Here is a 17,794-nt window from a genome sequence, read left to right on the forward strand (position 1 = left end):
TAGGCCAGCGGGGGCTGTCTTTGTTTCAGGCGTCGTCGGCGGGGAGCGCGACCCGTCGGTCGTCGCGGTAGTGCTGCTCGTAAAGTATCGAGCCATCGTCGTCGTAGCGCGCGCTGCGTCCGTCGCGGGCGCCGTGGCTGTAGGTCGTCAGCTCGACCATGCGGCCGTTGTCCGCGAACTGGTACCAGCGGCCATCGCGCCGGCCCTGATCGTCGAACTGTCCGGATGCCAGGACATAGCCGGCTTCGTCCTTGGCGACCCAGCGGCCGACCTGAACGCCGTCGCGATAACGCCCCTGCCAGAGCTGCTCGTTCGTGCGGGTGCGCCACGGGCCATCGCGCTTACCGTTTTCGTAGCGACCCTGTGCCGCCAGCCGGTGATCGTAGGCACGATATTCGACGTATTCGCCCACCTGAACGCCGTGTCGATAGTGTGCGCGCGAGACCAGCTCGCCTTTGTCGTCGGTATGCGTCAGCGTACCGTGGAGTTCGCCGTGATCGTCGTAGTGGCTTTCGGTACGCAGGCCGCTGTAGTCGTATGACACGGCATCGCCCACCTGGGTGCCATGGCGAAAACGCGAATGCTCGTACAGCTCGAAGTCGCGGTAGCTGGCCTGCTCGCCGTGGCGTTTGCCGTTGTCGTCATAGCGTTCGATCGTGTAGCGCCCGCCGTCGGACCCGCTGGCCTTGTATTGCTTGCCGACCGGGTGGCCGTTGCGTTCGACTGTGTGCCGACGAACCAGGCCGTTGCTGGAGAAAGACAGATTCTCGCGATAGCCGGTGTCGGGGTTCTCGATACGTTTGGAGGTTACATAGCCGTTTTTGTCGTGCCAGCGCGTGATCTTGAGCGTTTCACCATCGCGCTCGACATGGTGCATGAACACGCTGGGCTTGCCGCCGTTGTAGCTCTTCGAGGCGATGAGTTCGCCGCTGCCGTCGTCGGCATAGGTGCGCGAACGCGAGGGTCGGCCTTTCTGGTCGTACCATCGATTCTCGCCAACGTATTTTCCGTTGCGATAATGTTCGACGCTCCTGAGCTGGCCGTTATCGAACCAGTTGCGTTGTTCGCCGTGTCGCTTGCCGTCGGCGTAGCGCCATAGCCGGACAAGCCGGCCCTTTTCGTTCCAGTGACGCTGCTCGCCGTCGAGTTTGTCATTACGATAGTGGCTGCGCCGCGTCAGGTGTTCGCCGTCGTTGCCATAGCTTTCGGCCCAGCCGTTGCGTTCGTCGTTTTCGTACTGTTCGAGACGGTAGAGCGTACCCGCCGAGTAGGTTTGCTTGATGCCTTCGATCCTGCCGTCGACATAGGGCGTACGACAGCGAAGCAGACCGGTAACACGGTTGTAGCAGCGCACCTCGCCGTCCACCACGCCATGTTTGACCGGTTTTTCGAACCCCAGTTTGCCGTCGTCGGTGAAACCGACCACCAGACCGTTGAAGCGGCCCTCGGCGTCGTGGATCCCGACCTGTTGCAGCGCGCCGCTTTCCGGGTCGTGGCTTTCGTAATAGCCGACCCAGTAGCTGTCGTCGGCGTTTATGTCGGGGTCGGACAGATAGCTGCGATAGCGCAGCCGATCGCTGTCGATCGTGTGGACATCGGTCAGCCAGCCAGGGCCGTCGCGCTCGTCGGCGACGGTGGCCTTGTAGACGGCCTGTGCTTTGGCTACGGGGTCGAAATCTTCATCGAGCCAGAACACGCCCTGGGCGAATGCTGCGCTATGCGCACAGGCCAGACTGAGTGCGATTGCGCTATGCCGGATCCACTTCATGGCAGCGCCTTGAGCGTGTCATGCCAGCTGTGTGTGCGCGGTTCGCCGTCGAGTTGCATGACCATCACGTGATCCGCCGCGCCCCAGAGCCGGATGACTCCATCGTCGTACATGTAATCGTCCAGTGCGTGCTCGCTGGCTTCTGTCTGCCAGTCGTCCAGGCGTTGATCCGGTGCGGCGTCCTTGCGCATCGGACGTAACGCATGGCCGTCGGCGTCGTAAAACCGAATGCTGTCGAAAAAGGCCGCTGCGGAACGCTGCGGATCTGGCGTACGGCCGGTTACGGCTTTCAGGTCGATCAGCCAGGGCTTGTCGGAGTCGATCGCGATGCGCTGCCAGCGCGGCGTACCGGGGCAGGCGAGGGTGGTTTGCACTTCGATGCCGTAGAAATAGGTCCGCACGCCGTCGTCGGTTGCCAGCTCCCAGGTTTGCTCGCCCGGCGCGTCTTCGTCGTCTGCGCGCCTGCCGTAACGATTGGCGCTGGGCCGGGGTTGCCAGAGCAGCGCATGGCCGGCCAGCGCGGGGGCGTCGGCGGTCAGTTCGCAGGCGCCGGCCAAACCTTCGGGCAGTACCAGGCGCAGGCGGTTCTTGTCGGCATCCTCGGTGTGGACGTCGTCAAATGCGACCGGGCCTTCGGCCGGCGTGGCCTGCTCGTCTGGCCGGCTTAACGTCTTCTTCTCGGGCGGCGCCAGATCGCGGTTGCTATAGCGCGCGGCGAAATCCCGGAATGACACGCGATAGGCGCGGCTTTCGGTGCTGGTCTTTGCATGGCGCAGCGCAAGCTCGGCGGGCGTGTGGTCGGATTGCACCTTGAAGTGCTGTATCCAGGTCAGCGGCTGATCGACACGCGCCAGTGCGATTTCTTCGGTGGTGCTGAGCCAGCTGTCATGGGCTGTGCCCAGCGTTCGTGCACTCAGACCGGGCTGGGGCGTGGTCGAATCGGGCCAGTAATACGCGGTGCCCGAGGTATACAGATCCACCCACCAGCTGTCGTCTTCATTGGCGACCGGCTTTGCGGTCACCTTGACGCGGTCTTCGCCCACTTGCGTGGGTTGTTCGCCGAGCTTGAGCGTTGTCTTCTCTCCCGCGTCGGTCGGCGTGTATTCGAACTGCGCCTCGACGCGGGCCACGCGATCGAGCGCGGGCGTGTTCCAGCCCAGGCTGCGGAGTTTGAATATCTGCAGGGCACCGGGGTTGTCCGGCCGGCTGTCGTAGTCGAGTGTGTCGAATACCAGCGGGATATTCAGCGGTTGATCCTGGTCGTCGTAGAGCGTTATATCGGTCAGCTCGAGCGAGCCGAAGGGTATTTCGTCAAAGGCGTCGACTTCAAAAGCCAGCCCCAGCTGGTGGCCGTCGGCCATGAACACCGGGTTGCGCGCGTCGAGATCGAGCTCGGTGGGCGCGGTGGGCGACTCATCCTGGGCCTGTGCCTGGGTTTGCGGTATGGGGTACTCGCGGTCGTCGTCGAACGACGGGCCGGTGATCAGGTTCGACAGGCCATCGGCATACAAGCCCGTGGCCAGGTCCTCGCGGTGCACGGCATAGGCCAGACTGCGAACGGCGGCCGAGTGGTCGCCGACGCGTATATTCATATGCGAAACGGCGGCCATCGACTCAAGCCAGCCGGTGGCGCGATCCAGGCGTACGCGTGCTTCAAGACGTACGTCGGAGATACGTGCGTCCAGGGCCAGGCCGGCCAGTTGCCGGCTAATCGGGTTGTCGTTGTCGAGGGTGTCGGCACGGCCGGTGATTTGCAGCAAGACCGAGTCGTCGGTTACCCGCGTGACCTTAACGGCAACGTCGTGCATGCCGCGATAGGCATCCAGACGAACTTCGGCGCCTTCGCGTGCCGGCAGCGATGCGGCGATCGTCGGATCGACGATCTGGGTCTGAAAGGCATCGCCGGTGAGCCCGGGAGCCTCGATCTCGAGTGCGTCGATCTTGTCCTGATCGACCAGGGCGATATCGCTCTTGCCGTCGGCATCGATGGTGAGATCGAAGCCGTCGCGCAGCATATCGGCGACCTCGCCGGCGTTGCCGTCCTCGGCCTCGCTACTGGAGAACAGCGTTTGATAACCGCGTTTGATCTCGAGCAGTTCCGGGGTCACGCGCAGCCGTGTGCTTTCGCCGACATGATCCACGCGATAGCGCAGCACGCCCGTACTGCTTGTTTCATTGGCGCGCGATGCATCCTCGGGGATGATTTCCACCCGGCTGGCCACCGCATAATCGCGCACCTCGCCTTCGGTGGGCGTAAAGCGCACGGCACCGCCCGGCGAATACAGCGTATAGGCGGCAAGAGCGAAGCCGCCGATGATGACGAGTAAAGCGATCCAAAGAGCTTTTCGATTCAAAACAGACCTACGAGAAAGGGTCGCGTGCATGGAGCCGGCAAGGCTTGCTGGATGAGGCGACATGGGTTTTGAGAGCGGAGGATGAAAACGGGTGTACAGCACTCGACTTTCGTGTGCGCGTTGACGTGCCCCGATTTTTGCCGACAGCGGGTTGCTGCGCTGCAGGAGCGGCGATGCGGCTGAGTTGTCGACAGCTTCGCGACGAGCGCGGATTCGCCGCGGCCATTCGACCCACCCGCCCGCCTGTCATGCGCGCAGGCCGCTATCGGGCCGGTTGATGGCAGGCTGTAGCCGGTCACGGTCGCTAGGGCGCCGCGTTCTGTCGGGTGAATGTCAGCTTTTGCCGGCTCGTGCCGGGCGTCGGCCGCAAGAGAACGAGCGCGAATGAGTCGACGTCGCCCTTTATCTCGTATTGTTGGCGCCACACATCGGTATTGGAGACACGGTCGAGCAGGCTCCGGTCGGTGGGGCGCATGCCTTTGTCGGCACGGTCGCTGGAGACCGCCGAATCGCCTTCGAACACAGCGTTGTGGTCGGGTGCGTAGTAGTGGGTATAGCTTCCGCGCAGCGTTACCAGCCACCCCCCATTGATCGGCACGGCGCGGGCATGTGCAGGACCGTCGTCGAGCTGGCTCGGCGTGTCTTGCAACGGTAATCGGGCATCGGCCGGGGCATCGATCGCCTGGTAGGTGAACCCTGCTTCTACCTCGGCGATATCATCCAGGTCTGCCTTGTCCCATCCGAGCGGGAGAAGACGCACGGCCGCGGTGTTTTCTTCGGTGAAATTCGGGCCGATCCATGCCAGCACGAAGTCGTTGTCCAGCGCCTTGCCGTTGGCATCGCGCAGCGTGAGCGTGTCCAGCGTCAGTTGATCGAGGTTCGGGTTAGCGGCTGTGTGATACCGGATCGTGAGCACCAGGGCGCCATCTTCATCGTCGATATGAAAGTCACCCTCGGCATCGGCCAGCGGTTGTTGCGATACGTCGAAGCCTTGATCTTCCGGTACGTCTTCTGCGCTGTCCGGTAGATACAGTTCACTGCCGGGCATGGCTGCGAGCAGGGTATTGGTCTTGAACTGCTTCAGGCTGTCATGGAGCGCGCCCGTCGCCGGCTTATCGACAGCGTGCATGGTCGTGGCGCTGCGCATGCGGGCGGTGCGATCGCCTTTTTTCAACGTCTGTTCGCTGATGATCGTCATGGCGTCGATCCACCCGCTGTCGCGATCGATACGCACGCGCCCGTGGATATCGGTAAAACGTGCGCTGGTGCCATAGGCGGTGCCGTCCATGGCGTGGGCCGTCGCCGAGCTGTCTTTGGCGGGCTTGAAGGTGGCGGTCACGCTGTTGCTGTCGACCTGGGTAACGGTGAGAAGCAGGGGCGGCAAGTTCTCGAGGCCGTCGATCGTGATCTGTTCGCCCGGGCGAGCCGGCACGGGCTGCGCGAGCGCCGGCGCGAACAGCTGTGGCTCGAACTGATCGATGGGCGCCTCGGCCTCGTTCGCGAGCGTTCGCATGGCAATACGGCCGTTGTCTTGCAACCGTGTTTCGCCGCTTTCCCGGTTCATGGTCAGATCGAAGCCGGCACGCATCAGGTCCGGAATGTCGGTTTTTTCGAACGCCTGCGGCTGTGCGCTCGAGAACAGGACCTCGTCGTTGTTCTCGGCTTGCATGAAGCGGGGTTCCATATTGATCTGCAGCATGGGCTCGGTCGCGTCGACGCGATAGCGCATCACGCTTTGAAGCGTGAACCAGCGGCTGGCAGAGGCGGCCGGCTCGTCGTCGGCCTTGAACTGCATGCGCATGCCGACGCGGTAATCGCGATGGTCGCCCTTGGCCGGGTCGAAGGCCACTGCCGGATCTGCCGCGAATGCGGCGGCGCCCAGGGTGTTAAGCGCTAAAACAGCGACCAGCGCCGAAATGAGTTTTCTATGCGGCACGCGCAACTCCTGTTGGATAAAAGCGGCAAGGGCCTGGGAGAGACCCACGATCAGAAAAGGGGCGTCAACAACTCGGCCGTGCTCTCATGGCGATGTGCGGCGTTTGAATCCGACACGGTATTCATGGCGCTTGCCGCGGCTCAGCCGCACCAGCGGCAAGTCGACGGGCGAGTGGTCGGCGTCGATACGAATGCTGGAGACGTCGCGGCCCAGACCGTCGACGCGGGAAAGCAGGGTCGCTTCGCCAACGCTCAGCCAGCTGTCGTCTAGCGCGATGTCATAGGCGCCGGTCAACCCGGGTGCGATCGCGTGACGGCTGGGGTAATAGCGGGTATCGGCCGTGTTGTCGGCACGCAGCCGCCAGCGGTGGGCGTGCGTGGGGTCGGGCGTGGCCTGTAGCCGTGCGCCCGCGTGTTCGAGGGTATGCCTGTCGTCGTCGAGACGCAGCGTGAAATAGTGCGCCTGCTGTTCGTGATAGATCAGCGTGGCTTCGGCGCGGGCGACCTGTTCGAGCACGGCCGGGTCGCCGCCCAGGTGCTTATAGGTGAACGTCTGGCCGTCGTCGTAGTTCTCATGGTCGAAGAACGGGTCGATGTAATACAGGGCGGCCGGCACGTCGAGGACGTTATCGTCGGCGTCGTAGAAGATCACGTCGGCGATGCCCAGCGAAAACGCCGGGATGCGTTCGTCCTGCCTGAAGCGCAGGTGCAGGTTCAGCCCGCGAAAATCGTGGTTGAGCGCGGTTTCATAGGCTTGCAGCGAGGGGTTGCGGGTGGCCGGCTCCGGTCGTGCGATGTCATCCGGCGTCTGTGCGAACTCGATAGCGTCACGGTAGCTGTCGCTGGCGCCGTAGAAGGGCGCCAGCGTGTCTTCGATATCGCCGCTGGCCAGGTCGGGCTTGCGATAGACACGGGTGACGCGATCGATAGCCACCGGCCTGCCTTCGCGTTCGACTCGGTCGTGTCGTACAAGCGTAAGCGTGTCCAACCAGCCGTCTGTGCGGCGTATGCGCAGGCGCCCGAGCAGGCGCAGGTTCTCGGGTTGGGTATCGGTATCGAGCAGGCGGGTGGCGGGCGTGGATTCGATACGCAGGCCCAGGTTGTGCTCGTCGACGTGTTCGACGCGAAAGCGAATATCGCTGAGCCCGCGCCAGGCGGCGAGCGTGTATTCGGCACCGACGCGGGGCTCGATCGGGCGTTGCAGGGCGGGCACCACGATCGATTCCACGAGCGGATGGCCTGCGGGGGCATCGAGTTCCTCGCCGAACGGGGAATTTGCTTCGGCGCTGGCGAGATCAAAGGTCGGGCGGCCGTTCTCGATCGGCATATCGAAGCCGCCGACACGTCGTGCCAGATCACCCTCGAACCATATTCGGGCCATGCGTTTCTCGTCGTCGCCGTAAACCTCGGTGAACAGCGGTTCGACATGCAGCCGGCGCGAGTCGCCGACATCTTCCAGCCGGTAGCGTACGGCGCCGGTCGCCTTCACCCAGCGATCGAAGCCGTGGCCCTCGGCCGGATGTTCGGTGACCCGGTGGCCGACCACGTACGTCGTATCGGCACCGGCGCCTGCGTCGAATACGCTCGCTGGCGTCGCGCGGTTGCTCGCGAACCACCATGCCATACCGGCACCGGCGACGAGCAGAAATGCAACGGCGGCGCGTCCGAGGGGGCGTTTCATGACGTGTTTCCGACCGGCATGGGTTTTACGGGCGCTTTGCTGTTATAGGCGTGTGGGCGATGCGGCCATCGGCGCGTGGCGTTGGGCGCTTCGTAGTCGAGCACGACCAGCAGTGCGACCTCGTCCGGGCCACGAATGCGGCCGCTGTCGTCGACGGAATCGCCGACGCTGACGGGGTCTTGCGGGACAAAGCGGCTTCGTGCCACCGGGCGGTGAGACGTTGGGCTGTGTAACCGGCTGATCCTAGAAACAAATAATACCAAGGCAGGGTAAGTTGTTGTATGTAGGCGCTATTAGTCGGCCGCCCAATCCTATTGGGGGCAAATGAATGGCGGGATCGAGGCGACCGTGCTGAACGGCGATCGTGGGGTGCCGGGGCCGCTCGAACACCGGCACGCGCCCGCGATACGGTGATCGGCTAGACGCGTTCATGTCATGGCGCCGCAGCCATCCCTCGCGCCGAGAGCGGCCATACCGGCTATGCGCAGCGCTTTCAGCGCATCGAGCCTCGAACGGCGGCGATCGCCCGCCCGGTCGTCAGCTAGGACGGCATCCGGCGAAATACCGGTTTTATCTATTCCGATCAATGGCCGGCGACGCACCAGAATCTGGCTTATCGGGTCGAATGGTGTGGTTGGAACGCCTGCGCCGTTTTGTGCGGCGCAGGCACGGCTCTGGCGCTAGTCCCAACGATAGCTCAGGCTGCCGACCACGCTGCGCGGCACGCCGTAGTTGCAGAATGAAGTCGCCTGCGAGCCGTTACAGTAGAGCTTGACCTCGTCGAAGACGTTGCGCCCCGACAGCTGTAGCGTCACGTCGTCGAACCGATAGCGAATGGCGGCATCCACCAGCGTGGCCGAGGGATAACGCGCCTCGTTGGCGGCATCGGCGAACGAGGAGCTGGTATAGCGCAGGCCGGCGCCCAGACCCAGCCCGTCCAGCGCGGGCTGCTGGAAGCTGTAGTCGACCCACAGCTTGGCCAAATGGTCGGGGCGGTCCGGTACGCGGTTGCCGTTGGTGGTCTGGCTGCCGCCGGCCTCGATCACTTCGACCTCGTTGTAGGTATAGCTGGCAATGGCTTTCAGACCACGGGCGAGATCGATCTGGGCCGAGGCTTCAGCGCCGCGCGAGCGGGTTTCGCCGATCTGGCTCTGGACGTTCGGGCTACCCGGCAGTGCCACGGTTTCGTTCTCACGCGTGATCTCGAATGCGGCGAGTTCGAACGATGCATTCCAGCCGTCGGGACGATAGCGCAAACCGGCCTCGTACTGTTCGCCGCTGATGGGGTCCAGGCTTTCGCCGGTGACCTCGTTCACGCCGTACTGGGGCACGAAGGATTCGCTATAACTGACATACGGGGCCAGGCCGTTGTCGGCCAGATACACCAGCCCCGCGCGCCAGGTCAGTTCATCCTGATCGTTCTTGTCGGCGCCCAGCGATTGTTCGTCGACCCAGTCCTGGCGGGCGCCGACCGTGAGCGCCCACTTGTCCGCGAACTTCATGTGATCCTGCACGTAGAGCCCGTACTGGCTGGCTTCGGTGCCGCTTTGGTTGGGTGCGTCCGGAATGGCGAACGATTGCGTGTAGTCCGGATTGTAGAGATCGAGATCCGGCACCGGCGCCTGATTGCCAAGGCGCAGAAAACCGGAGCTGCGGCCGTCGTAATCCAGGCTCTTGTAATCGAGGCCAACCAGCAGGCTGTGGTCGATACCGCCGAACTCGACATCGGCGATCAGACGCTGATCGGCGGTCAGGGTGTCGGCCTCGTCGTAGCGCACGCGAATATCGCGTTCGAGCGTGGTGAGGTCGGCGTTGAAAGGGTTGCCGGTGAAATAGTTTCGGAACACGTCGACGACGTCGTAATCGATCTGGCGATAGCGCACGTTCTGCTCGAAGGTAAGCCGGTCGTTGATCAGGTGCTCGAACAGATAACCAATTTCGTAAACCTCGGAATCGTAGCCGCCCAGCCCGGGCTGGCCGATATAGCGATCTTCGGGAATACGCCGGCCGTTGGTCGGGTTGGGGCGCTTCGTCCCGGCGAGGGGAAAGCCGGTCCAGTAATAGTCGGATTCGGTTTTCTGATAACGCGCGAGCAGGGTCAGCTCGGTGCGCGCGCTGGGTGTCCACGACAACGCCGGGGCGATATAGAGGCGGTCGTCGTCGATGTAATCGATGGGCGTGCCCGACTCCTGCACCAGCCCGGTCAGGCGGTAGCGCCACTTGCCTTCGCTATCGAGCCTGTCGCTGACGTCGGCCTTGAGCTGCTTGTGATGGAACGTACCCATTTCGAGCCCGATTTCGCGCAGCGGTGTGTCGGTGGGCTGTTTGGTCACCAGGTTGATGATGCCGCCGGGCTGGCCCTGGCCATAGAGCACCGAGGCCGGCCCGCGCAGCACCTCGAGACGTTCGACGCCGTAGGCCTCGATGGGGGCGTCGTAGGGCAGCCCGGCGAACAGGCGCGTACCGTCGCGATAGGTCGCATCCGCAGCAGAAAAACCGCGGATCTGGATACCGTTGCTGTCGATGACGTCGTTGTTAACGCTGTTGGCGGTATTCACGCCGGGCGCATATTCGACCGCTTCGGCCAGCGTGTCGGCACCGCGGTCCTCGATCTGGTCGCGGCCGATCACGGTGATGGACTGCGGCGATTCGATGAGTGGTATATCGGTCTTGGTGGCGGTGGCGCTGCGCTCGGCCACATAGCCCTCGACCGGCGCATCGGCGCTTTTGATACGGCCACCCTCCACGTCGATCGGCGCAAGCGACGTTGGCGTGGTGCTGGTTTGGGCGCCGGTTGCCGAAGCGGCCATGGCCAGGGCGAGCGCGCTGGCAATACGAATGTCGGCGTTTCGAAGCCCAAAACGGCTGTTACGGTCGTGCATGAATCCCCCTTGAACGATATGGCTATGAAAGCGGTTTGTTATGGCCCGCCGGGCGGCGGGCGCCGGAAGGCTTGTTAATAGACATCCATGCGGATACGCCCGGACTCGTTGAGCCGTTCGAACAGGCGCGCGCCGAGAATGGCGACGAGCGTTTCAGTCACCCCCGTGGCCATGCCGTCGTGGCTGCCGCACACGAAGATCGCCGCCCCGTGGTCGATCCAGTCGCGCAGGCGCGGCGCGTGCTCGGCGAGGGCGTGCTGGACATAGCGGCCGTCGTCGGCGTCGCGAGAAAAAACGGCGTCGAGATGGGTGATATCGCCGTGCTGGTGCCAGGCCCGGATTTCGTCGCCGTAATAGAAGTCGACGGCACGCTGGCGTTCGCCGAATAGCAGCCAGTTGGCCTGCTGCCCGGCGTTGATGCGGGCGAGCAGATGGCTGCGTAGCCCGGCCATGCCCGTGCCGTTGCCGATGAAGACCGCTGGCTGCTGGCGACTGTCTTCGTCGCCGCGAAAGCCGGGGTTGGTGCGCAGGCGCAGTTCGACGATATCGCCGATCGCGGCCCGCTCGATCAGCCAGCCCGAGGCCAGGCCGGTGCCGGTTTCGTGGCGGGCCAGACGAATCAGCAGCTCGATCGCGCCGTCGCCGTCGCTGACGTTGGCGATCGAGTAATCCCGGGCGGCCAGCGGTGGCAGGTCGTCGAACCAGTGCTGTAAGTCGGCGTTGTGATCCGGGGCAGCCTCCGGCAGTTGGCGATCGCCCAGGGCCGCGCGCAGCGCTAGCGTTTGGCCGGAATGCACTACGTGTCGCCCACCGTCCATACCCTGTCGTCGCAACCAGGCATCGATAGTGGTCTGTGGATGGCGCGGGCGGATCTCGGCGATGTCGCCGGCCTGCCAGTTCGTTGCCTGGGCTTCGATCGGCTCGAGTCGCAGATAGGCGGTCGGGGCCCCCAGGCTGGCCGGATTGGCGATACGGCGCGCGGCCAGGCGCCAGCGGTCGAATACGGGTTCGGCGTTGTCGAGGGCCGTACCGAACAGGCCGGCCAGCGCGGCATGCCAGTCGGCCAGTGCGTGCCTGTCGGCCTTGTCGACCTCGATCGGGGCGATGAGCGTGCGCGCGCCGCGTTCGCGCAGGGCACGGTCCAGGCGACGCCCGAAGGCACAGTAGCTGTCGCCGTAATCGCTGTCGCCGAGCGAGAGCAGGGCATAGTCGAGGGCTTCCAGGCGCGGCTCGGTGGCACTGCAGAAGCGGCGATCGAAGCCACGGGCGGCCACCGGCGCGTCCCCCTCGCCATGGGTGCTCACCACGAACAGCGCCTGGCGATGTGCGGCCAGGGAAGGTGGCTGTAGTTCGTTGAGGCCGGACAGGCGTACCGCGCGCCCGCTTGCCTGCAGCGCGGCGGTGGTCTGGCTGGCGATACGCTGGGCCAGACCGCTCTGGCTGGCGTAGGCCACGAGCAACGTATCCGCGCCGGGCGGGGCATCGGCCTGAACGACCGGCGGGGCGGCGACCTGTCGTTTCATGCGTCGACGGCGCAGGTACAGCAGAAGGCCGGTCATGAAGAACACCGGCAGGCAAAAGCTGGCGAGCATCATCACCACCACGCCCGGCGTGCCGAAGAAGGCGCCCATATGCAGCGCATACAGGCTGGCCAGCAGCTGATTGCCGGCCGGCTCGTCCGCGAACCGTGCATCGCCGAGAATCTCGCCGCTGGCCGGATGCACGAACAGCTCGTCGTCGGCATAGCGATGGAAGGCGTCGCCGGGGACGTAATGGACCTCGGCCGGGGCGCGGGCCTGTTCCGGCAGACGGATGAACACGGACTTCGCGTCTTCCAGCCGCGGCGCGAGCGATGCCCATAGGCGGTCGATATCGACATCTTCGACAGGTCGCTCGAGTTCGACCTGGACGGCCGTATCGCTTTCAAACAGGGCCTTGCCGGCGCTGCGATACCACTCGAACGACCACCACAGGCCGGTCAGCGATGCCACCAGATAGGCCAGCAGGGCCCACAGGCCGAGTACGGCATGCCATTCGCCGGCGAGTTTGCCGCCGAGCGCACGCGGCCACAGCCAGCGCCAGGCCTGGCGCGGACGTCGTTTCCAGCGAATCCACAGACCGCTGAGCGAAAGCACCACCAGTGCGATCGTCGAGATGCCGACGATGAGCTTGCCGGTCGCACCCGCGGCCAGGCGCTGGTGCAGCTGGCGAATCAGCCCAAACGTCCACTGGCCGCGCAGCATGCCGATGGGCTCGGCGGTGGTCGGATCGAGCATGGCGCGTTCGCCGCGCTGGCCGGTGGTCTCCGCCGTGCGATAGCCCAGAAAGACGGGGTAGGGGCGGTCCTGGCGCCAGAAGATGCTGCCCACGCTGTGGTCGGGGTGTTCGGCCTGATAGCGCGCGATCAGTTCGGGCGGGCTCAGGCGCTCCTCGCTCTGGAAGTGTGCGACCTGATCGGCGTTGAGCCCGCCGAGAATATCTTCCTGGAACGACATGAGCCCGCCGGTCACGCCGATGAGCATCAGCACCGTGCCGGCGGTGATGCCGAGCAGCCAGTGCAGCTGAAAGAGGGGGTCGAACGCCCGCAGTCGGGAGCGAAGACTCATGTCGGCGGCCGTCCATGGGCCGCGTCTTGGGATACAGGCCGAGTGGCCGTGCGCGGGCTATATACGCACAGGCAGAGCACGGCGTCCCGCAGGACGTGCGAGCTTTTCATGATGATGGCCCCCGAATCGAATATCGGTCGACGCCGGCTGGCGTTACCGATGGCTGTTCATCCGGCGGCTGTTAAAAGAGCGCGGCCCGATCCGGGCCGCGCAATCCACCGAGATGAAGGTTTCCCTCCGTTCCATCAGCAACCGCTTGGATGCAAATGCGAACGATTCTCATTTTATATACGAAGGTCGACAGTGCAAGGGTCGGGCGTAGGCGATTAGGTCGCGCGCAAACAAAAAAGGCGGCCCCGAAGGACCGCCTTTCGCCGCTTCTGGCGAAGCCTACTGCCAGCGATAACTGACCGTGGCGGTCGTCTCGCGGCCGTAGCCGAAGTAGCAGAAGTTCGAGCTCAGGCAGGACGCCACGTACTTCTTGTCGAACACGTTCTGCATGTTAAGGCCCACGCGCCAGCCCTCGTAGGCGGGATCGAGGCCGCCCAGCTCGTAGTGCAGGGCGGCGTCGGCCACGGTGTAGTCGGGCACCTGGTTTTCGTTGTCGTTACTGACCTGCTGCTCGCCGACGTAGCGCACGCCGATACCGCCGCCCGCGCCCTTCCAGGCCCCGGTGGGCTGGGTGTAGTCGAGCCAAACCGAAGCCGTGTAGTCCGGGGTACGCTGGTATTCGTTGCCTTCGGTGTTGTCGTCCGCGCTGGTGATTTCGGAATCCAGATAGGCGGCGGCCAGCGATATATCCAGGCCGTTGGCGAGGCTGGCCTTGGTATCGAGCTCCAGGCCCCGAACCCTTACTTCGCCGGTCTGCGAGCGCGTGCCGTCCGGCTGCAGCGAGCCGGTGACGTTGGTCTGCTTGAGCTCGAAAGCGGAAAGGGTGACCAGCGTATTGGTGCCCGGCGGCTGGAACTTCACGCCGCCCTCGTACTGCTCGCCCTCGGTCGGGTCCAGCACGTCGTTACGGGTGCCGCTGGTCGCGGGCGACTGAAACGACTCGGTATAGCTCAAGAACGGCGCGATGCCGTTGTCGAAGGTATAGAGCGTGCCCAGGCGGCCGGTGAAGGCTCGGTCGGTACGGGTATCGCGATTGCTGCCGTCCGGGCCCAGCGCGGTGGTGTCGATCACGTCATAGCGCCCGCCCGCGAGCATCGTCAGACGACCGATTTTGGCCTGATCCTGCAGGTAGAAACCGATTTGATCCTGGTCGAATTCGAAGCGATTGCGCTCGATTTCAGGAATGGTCTGGTCGTGGTCCGGGTTGTCGAGCGAAAGCGGTGGCGGGGCGGTCGCCGTACCCGGACGCCCGAGGCCGTAGTAGCGATCGGCATCCAGGTTCTGATAATCGAAGCCGCCGAGCAGGGTGTGCTTGACCGGGCCGGTATCGACATAACCGAGCAGCTGGTTGTCGACCAAAATGCCGTTGACGTTTTCCTGGGAGGCCGCCGTGCCCCGGATGAGCGTGGTCTGGTCGGCGCTCAGCCCGGAGCCGTAGACGCTGCGATAGTCGACCTCGGCATCGCGAAACCGAAAATTCTGGCGAAACTGCAGGCTGTCGTTGAACCAGTGCGAAAATTCGTAGCCGAGCTGTACCGTCTTGCGGTCGAAGCTTTCGAAGTTCTTGTCGCCGTCGTAGAAGTCGCGGGCCAGCTTGCTGCCGTCGTTCAGCGGATCGACGGTGCCCTGATACGGCAGCGCGCCGTAGGAACCGGAATCCGGATCGTTGCGGTACTTGGCGAGCAGGGTGAGTTCGGTCGCATCGGACAGGCGCAGCGTCAGTGAGGGGGCGATCGAGAAGTTCGATGTTTCGACGGTTTCCTGCGGGCCGTTGCGCTGGCTGCCGGTGGCAACCACGCGATAGAGGGCATCGCCCTCTTCATCGAGCGTGCCGCCGATATCGAAGCCCGCGCCCAGCCGGCTGTCGTTGCCGGTTTCCAGATAGAACTCGTTGGTCTGATCTTCGGTCGGGCGCTTGGATACGAGATTGATCAGCCCGCCCGGCGGCGTCTGGCCATAGAGCACCGAGGCCGGCCCCTTGATGACCTCGACACGCTCGAGCAGGTAGGGGTCGGTCTTGGGGATGGTGTAGAAATAACCCAGCTGCTTGAGCCCGTCGAGATAGGTGTCGGGCTGGAAGCCGCGCAGCGTGAGCTGGTCGTAGCGACTGGCGACATTGCCGCGCAGCTCCGGTACCACGCCCGATACATAGCGCAGTACCTGACGGATATCGCGTGCGTTCTGGGCCTGGATCTGGTCGGCGGCGATCACCGAAATCGACTGCGGCGTTTCCGCGATCGACGTGTCCGTCTTGGTCGCCGACCGGGTGCGCTTGGCGGTATACCCGTCGACCGGGCTCGTGGCTGTTTCCAGCGCCGATTCCCCCTCGACCTGAATGGTGGAAAGGGTTTCGCTACCGGTCGCGCCCGTGGTGTCCTGGGCAAGGACGATGCCGCTATAAAGAAGGCTTGCCCCCAGGCTCGGCAGAAACACGAAGCGAAGCGCACGCGTTGCGCGTGTGGATGGATAGCGCAAGATAATTCCCCCAGATAAAGCCGAAGCCGGAAAGTGTTATTGAGAACGATTCGCAATAATAGTGCGACGCTGTCGCCTTGTATAGCGTTTGCGCTGACGCTTGCCTGCGAAACCGCTACCATCGGCAAAACCATCTTTCGGAGAATCGTCGTGCAGCAGACACCGAGCCTCTTAGCCGCGCGTTCGGGCGCCGCCCGATATGCCGCCTTCGCCATCGCCACCTCTATCGCGCTGGTGCTTGCCGGCTGCGGCAACAACGACGACAGCCAGAGCGCTGACGAAGCGTCCCCGAACGCCGATGCCGCAACCGCCGACGCCGACGGTTTCGTCAACGCCGATACCATTCGCGAGCGGGTGATCGGTAATACCGTGACGGGCACGATGTCGCCCGACAGCGCCTATACCGAGTTCTATGCGCCGGACGGCACGATTCGCGGGCCGAGCTATCAGGCGCGCTGGACCATCAAAGACGATCAGATGTGCTTCGACTACGACGAAGCGCTGCAGATCGACTGCTACCGCGTGAAGATCGACGGCCGTTCGCTGGAATGGCATCGCCAGGGCGAGGTCCAGGGCAAGGGCACGCTCGTCGAGGGCAATCCAAACAACTTCTAGTGGCGTCGCCGACTTGATGCGATGGCACGAGCGCGCCCGAGGGCGCCGACAAGGCCAGATATGACGGATATGGACAGCGCGGCCGACGCGCAAACCGGCGGCCCACGGCGCGTGGTCATGCGCGGCGAGCATCGATACACGCTGCTGGGCACCGCCCACGTCTCGCGTGCCAGCGCCGAGGAGGTGCAGCACGAAATCGAAGCCGGCGACTACGACACGGTCGCCATCGAACTCTGCGATGCCCGTCATGCCGCGCTCACGCGTGCCGGCGAACTCGAACAGATGGATCTGTTCCAGGTGCTGCGTCAGGGCAAGGCCGGCATGGTGGCCGCCAACCTCGCGCTCGGGGCCTATCAGCAGCGTCTGGCCGATCAGTTCGGTATCGAGCCGGGCGCGGAAATGCGGGCGGCGATCAACAGCTGCGCGGCCGCCGATCTTCCGCTGGAGCTGGTCGATCGCAATATCGGTGTCACCCTGAAACGGGTGTATCGGCGTATTCCCTGGTGGCAGCGCATGAGCACCCTGGGCGCCTTGTTCGCCAGCCTGTTATCGCGCGAAAAGATCGAGGAATCCGATATCGAGCGGCTCAAGGAAGGCGACATGCTCGAATCGACCTTCAACGAGTTCGCGGCCGAATCCGCCACCATGCACGAAACGCTCATCGACGAGCGCGACCGTTACATGGCCGCCCAGCTGCTCAGGCTCAAGCCGGCGCGCCATACGCTGGTGGTGGTTGGCGCCGGCCATCTCAAAGGCCTGGCGCGCTATCTCGAAAACGGCATGGACGACCCGAATGCCGTGGTGGAAGAGCTCGATCAGGTACCGCCCGGCGCGCGCTGGGTGAAATGGATTCCCTGGGTCGTGGTCGCTCTGGTGTTCACCGGCTTCGCGATAGGGTTTTCCCGCAGCGCGGGCCTCGGCCAGCAGATGGTCATCGAATGGGTGATCATCAACGGCGCCCTGTCCGCGCTCGGCGCGGCGGCGGCGCTTGCGCACCCGTTGACGGTGGTCACTGCCTTCATCGCGGCGCCGTTGACTTCGCTCAACCCGACCATTGGCGCCGGTATGGTCACCGCTGCCGCCGAGCTGTGGCTGCGCAAGCCGCGGGTGGGCGATTTCTCCACACTCAAGAGCGACGTGACGAAAGCCACCGGCTGGTGGAAGAACCGCGTATCGCGCACGCTGCTGGTGTTCGTGTTCTCCACCATCGGCTCGGCGGCCGGCACCTATATCGCCGGTTTTCGTATCGTCGGCCAGCTTTTCGGCGGCGGCTGAACCGGGTTACGGGGCCGGCGGCGCCGCGATTGGCCCGGGCGCGTCGGTTGGCTTATGCCGAAGGCCGTAAGCCAACAAGAACTGCCTGGCGG

The 17,794-nt window shown here is 64.2% G+C and carries 10 protein-coding genes; 2 read left to right on the forward strand and 8 right to left on the reverse strand.

What is annotated here, in order from left to right; genetic code table 11:
• Positions 1-25: 25 nt before the first annotated feature.
• The 8 genes from CMN27_RS10600 to CMN27_RS10635 all read right to left on the reverse strand — a co-directional run bounded on the left by CMN27_RS10600 (position 26) and on the right by CMN27_RS10635 (position 15,770).
• Positions 26-1,768 (reverse strand): hypothetical protein, encoded by a 1,743-nt coding sequence (locus tag CMN27_RS10600; RefSeq protein WP_293626302.1) that lies wholly within the window; start codon positions 1,766-1,768, stop codon positions 26-28.
• Positions 1,765-4,122, reverse strand: coding sequence for a hypothetical protein (locus CMN27_RS10605; RefSeq protein ID WP_293626304.1), 2,358 nt, complete (start codon positions 4,120-4,122; stop codon positions 1,765-1,767). Before CMN27_RS10605 ends, CMN27_RS10600 begins: the two co-directional genes overlap by 4 nt.
• Before the next feature lie 304 nt (positions 4,123-4,426).
• Positions 4,427-6,058: a hypothetical protein gene (locus CMN27_RS10610; RefSeq protein WP_293626306.1), complete on the reverse strand. Its 1,632-nt coding sequence runs from the start codon at positions 6,056-6,058 to the stop codon at positions 4,427-4,429.
• An 84-nt stretch (positions 6,059-6,142) separates the two neighbouring features.
• Positions 6,143-7,738 (reverse strand): hypothetical protein, encoded by a 1,596-nt coding sequence (locus CMN27_RS10615; protein WP_293626308.1) that lies wholly within the window; start codon positions 7,736-7,738, stop codon positions 6,143-6,145.
• Entirely contained in the window at positions 7,735-7,944 is a 210-nt protein-coding gene (locus tag CMN27_RS10620) for a hypothetical protein (protein ID WP_293626310.1), read from the reverse strand. Before CMN27_RS10620 ends, CMN27_RS10615 begins: the two co-directional genes overlap by 4 nt.
• A 474-nt stretch (positions 7,945-8,418) precedes the next feature.
• Positions 8,419-10,620, reverse strand: coding sequence for a TonB-dependent siderophore receptor (locus tag CMN27_RS10625; protein WP_293626311.1), 2,202 nt, complete (start codon positions 10,618-10,620; stop codon positions 8,419-8,421).
• Positions 10,621-10,694: 74 nt separating this feature from the next.
• Positions 10,695-13,226, reverse strand: a complete 2,532-nt coding sequence (locus CMN27_RS10630; protein ID WP_293626312.1) for a sulfite reductase flavoprotein subunit alpha — start codon at positions 13,224-13,226, stop codon at positions 10,695-10,697.
• Positions 13,227-13,616: 390 nt separating this feature from the next.
• Positions 13,617-15,770: a TonB-dependent siderophore receptor gene (locus CMN27_RS10635; RefSeq protein ID WP_293626313.1), complete on the reverse strand. Its 2,154-nt coding sequence runs from the start codon at positions 15,768-15,770 to the stop codon at positions 13,617-13,619.
• A 192-nt stretch (positions 15,771-15,962) separates the two neighbouring features.
• On the opposite strand from CMN27_RS10635, the gene CMN27_RS10640 reads away from it, so the two are divergent.
• Both CMN27_RS10640 and CMN27_RS10645 read left to right on the forward strand, forming a co-directional pair.
• Positions 15,963-16,427, forward strand: coding sequence for a hypothetical protein (locus CMN27_RS10640; protein WP_293626315.1), 465 nt, complete (start codon positions 15,963-15,965; stop codon positions 16,425-16,427).
• 117 nt (positions 16,428-16,544) lie between these two features.
• On the forward strand, positions 16,545-17,702 hold the full coding sequence (locus CMN27_RS10645) for a TraB/GumN family protein (RefSeq protein WP_366515449.1): 1,158 nt from the start codon (positions 16,545-16,547) through the stop codon (positions 17,700-17,702).
• Positions 17,703-17,794: the final 92 nt, after the last annotated feature.

This window comes from Salinisphaera sp., assembly GCF_002729955.1.
Lineage (GTDB): Bacteria > Pseudomonadota > Gammaproteobacteria > Nevskiales > Salinisphaeraceae > Salinisphaera.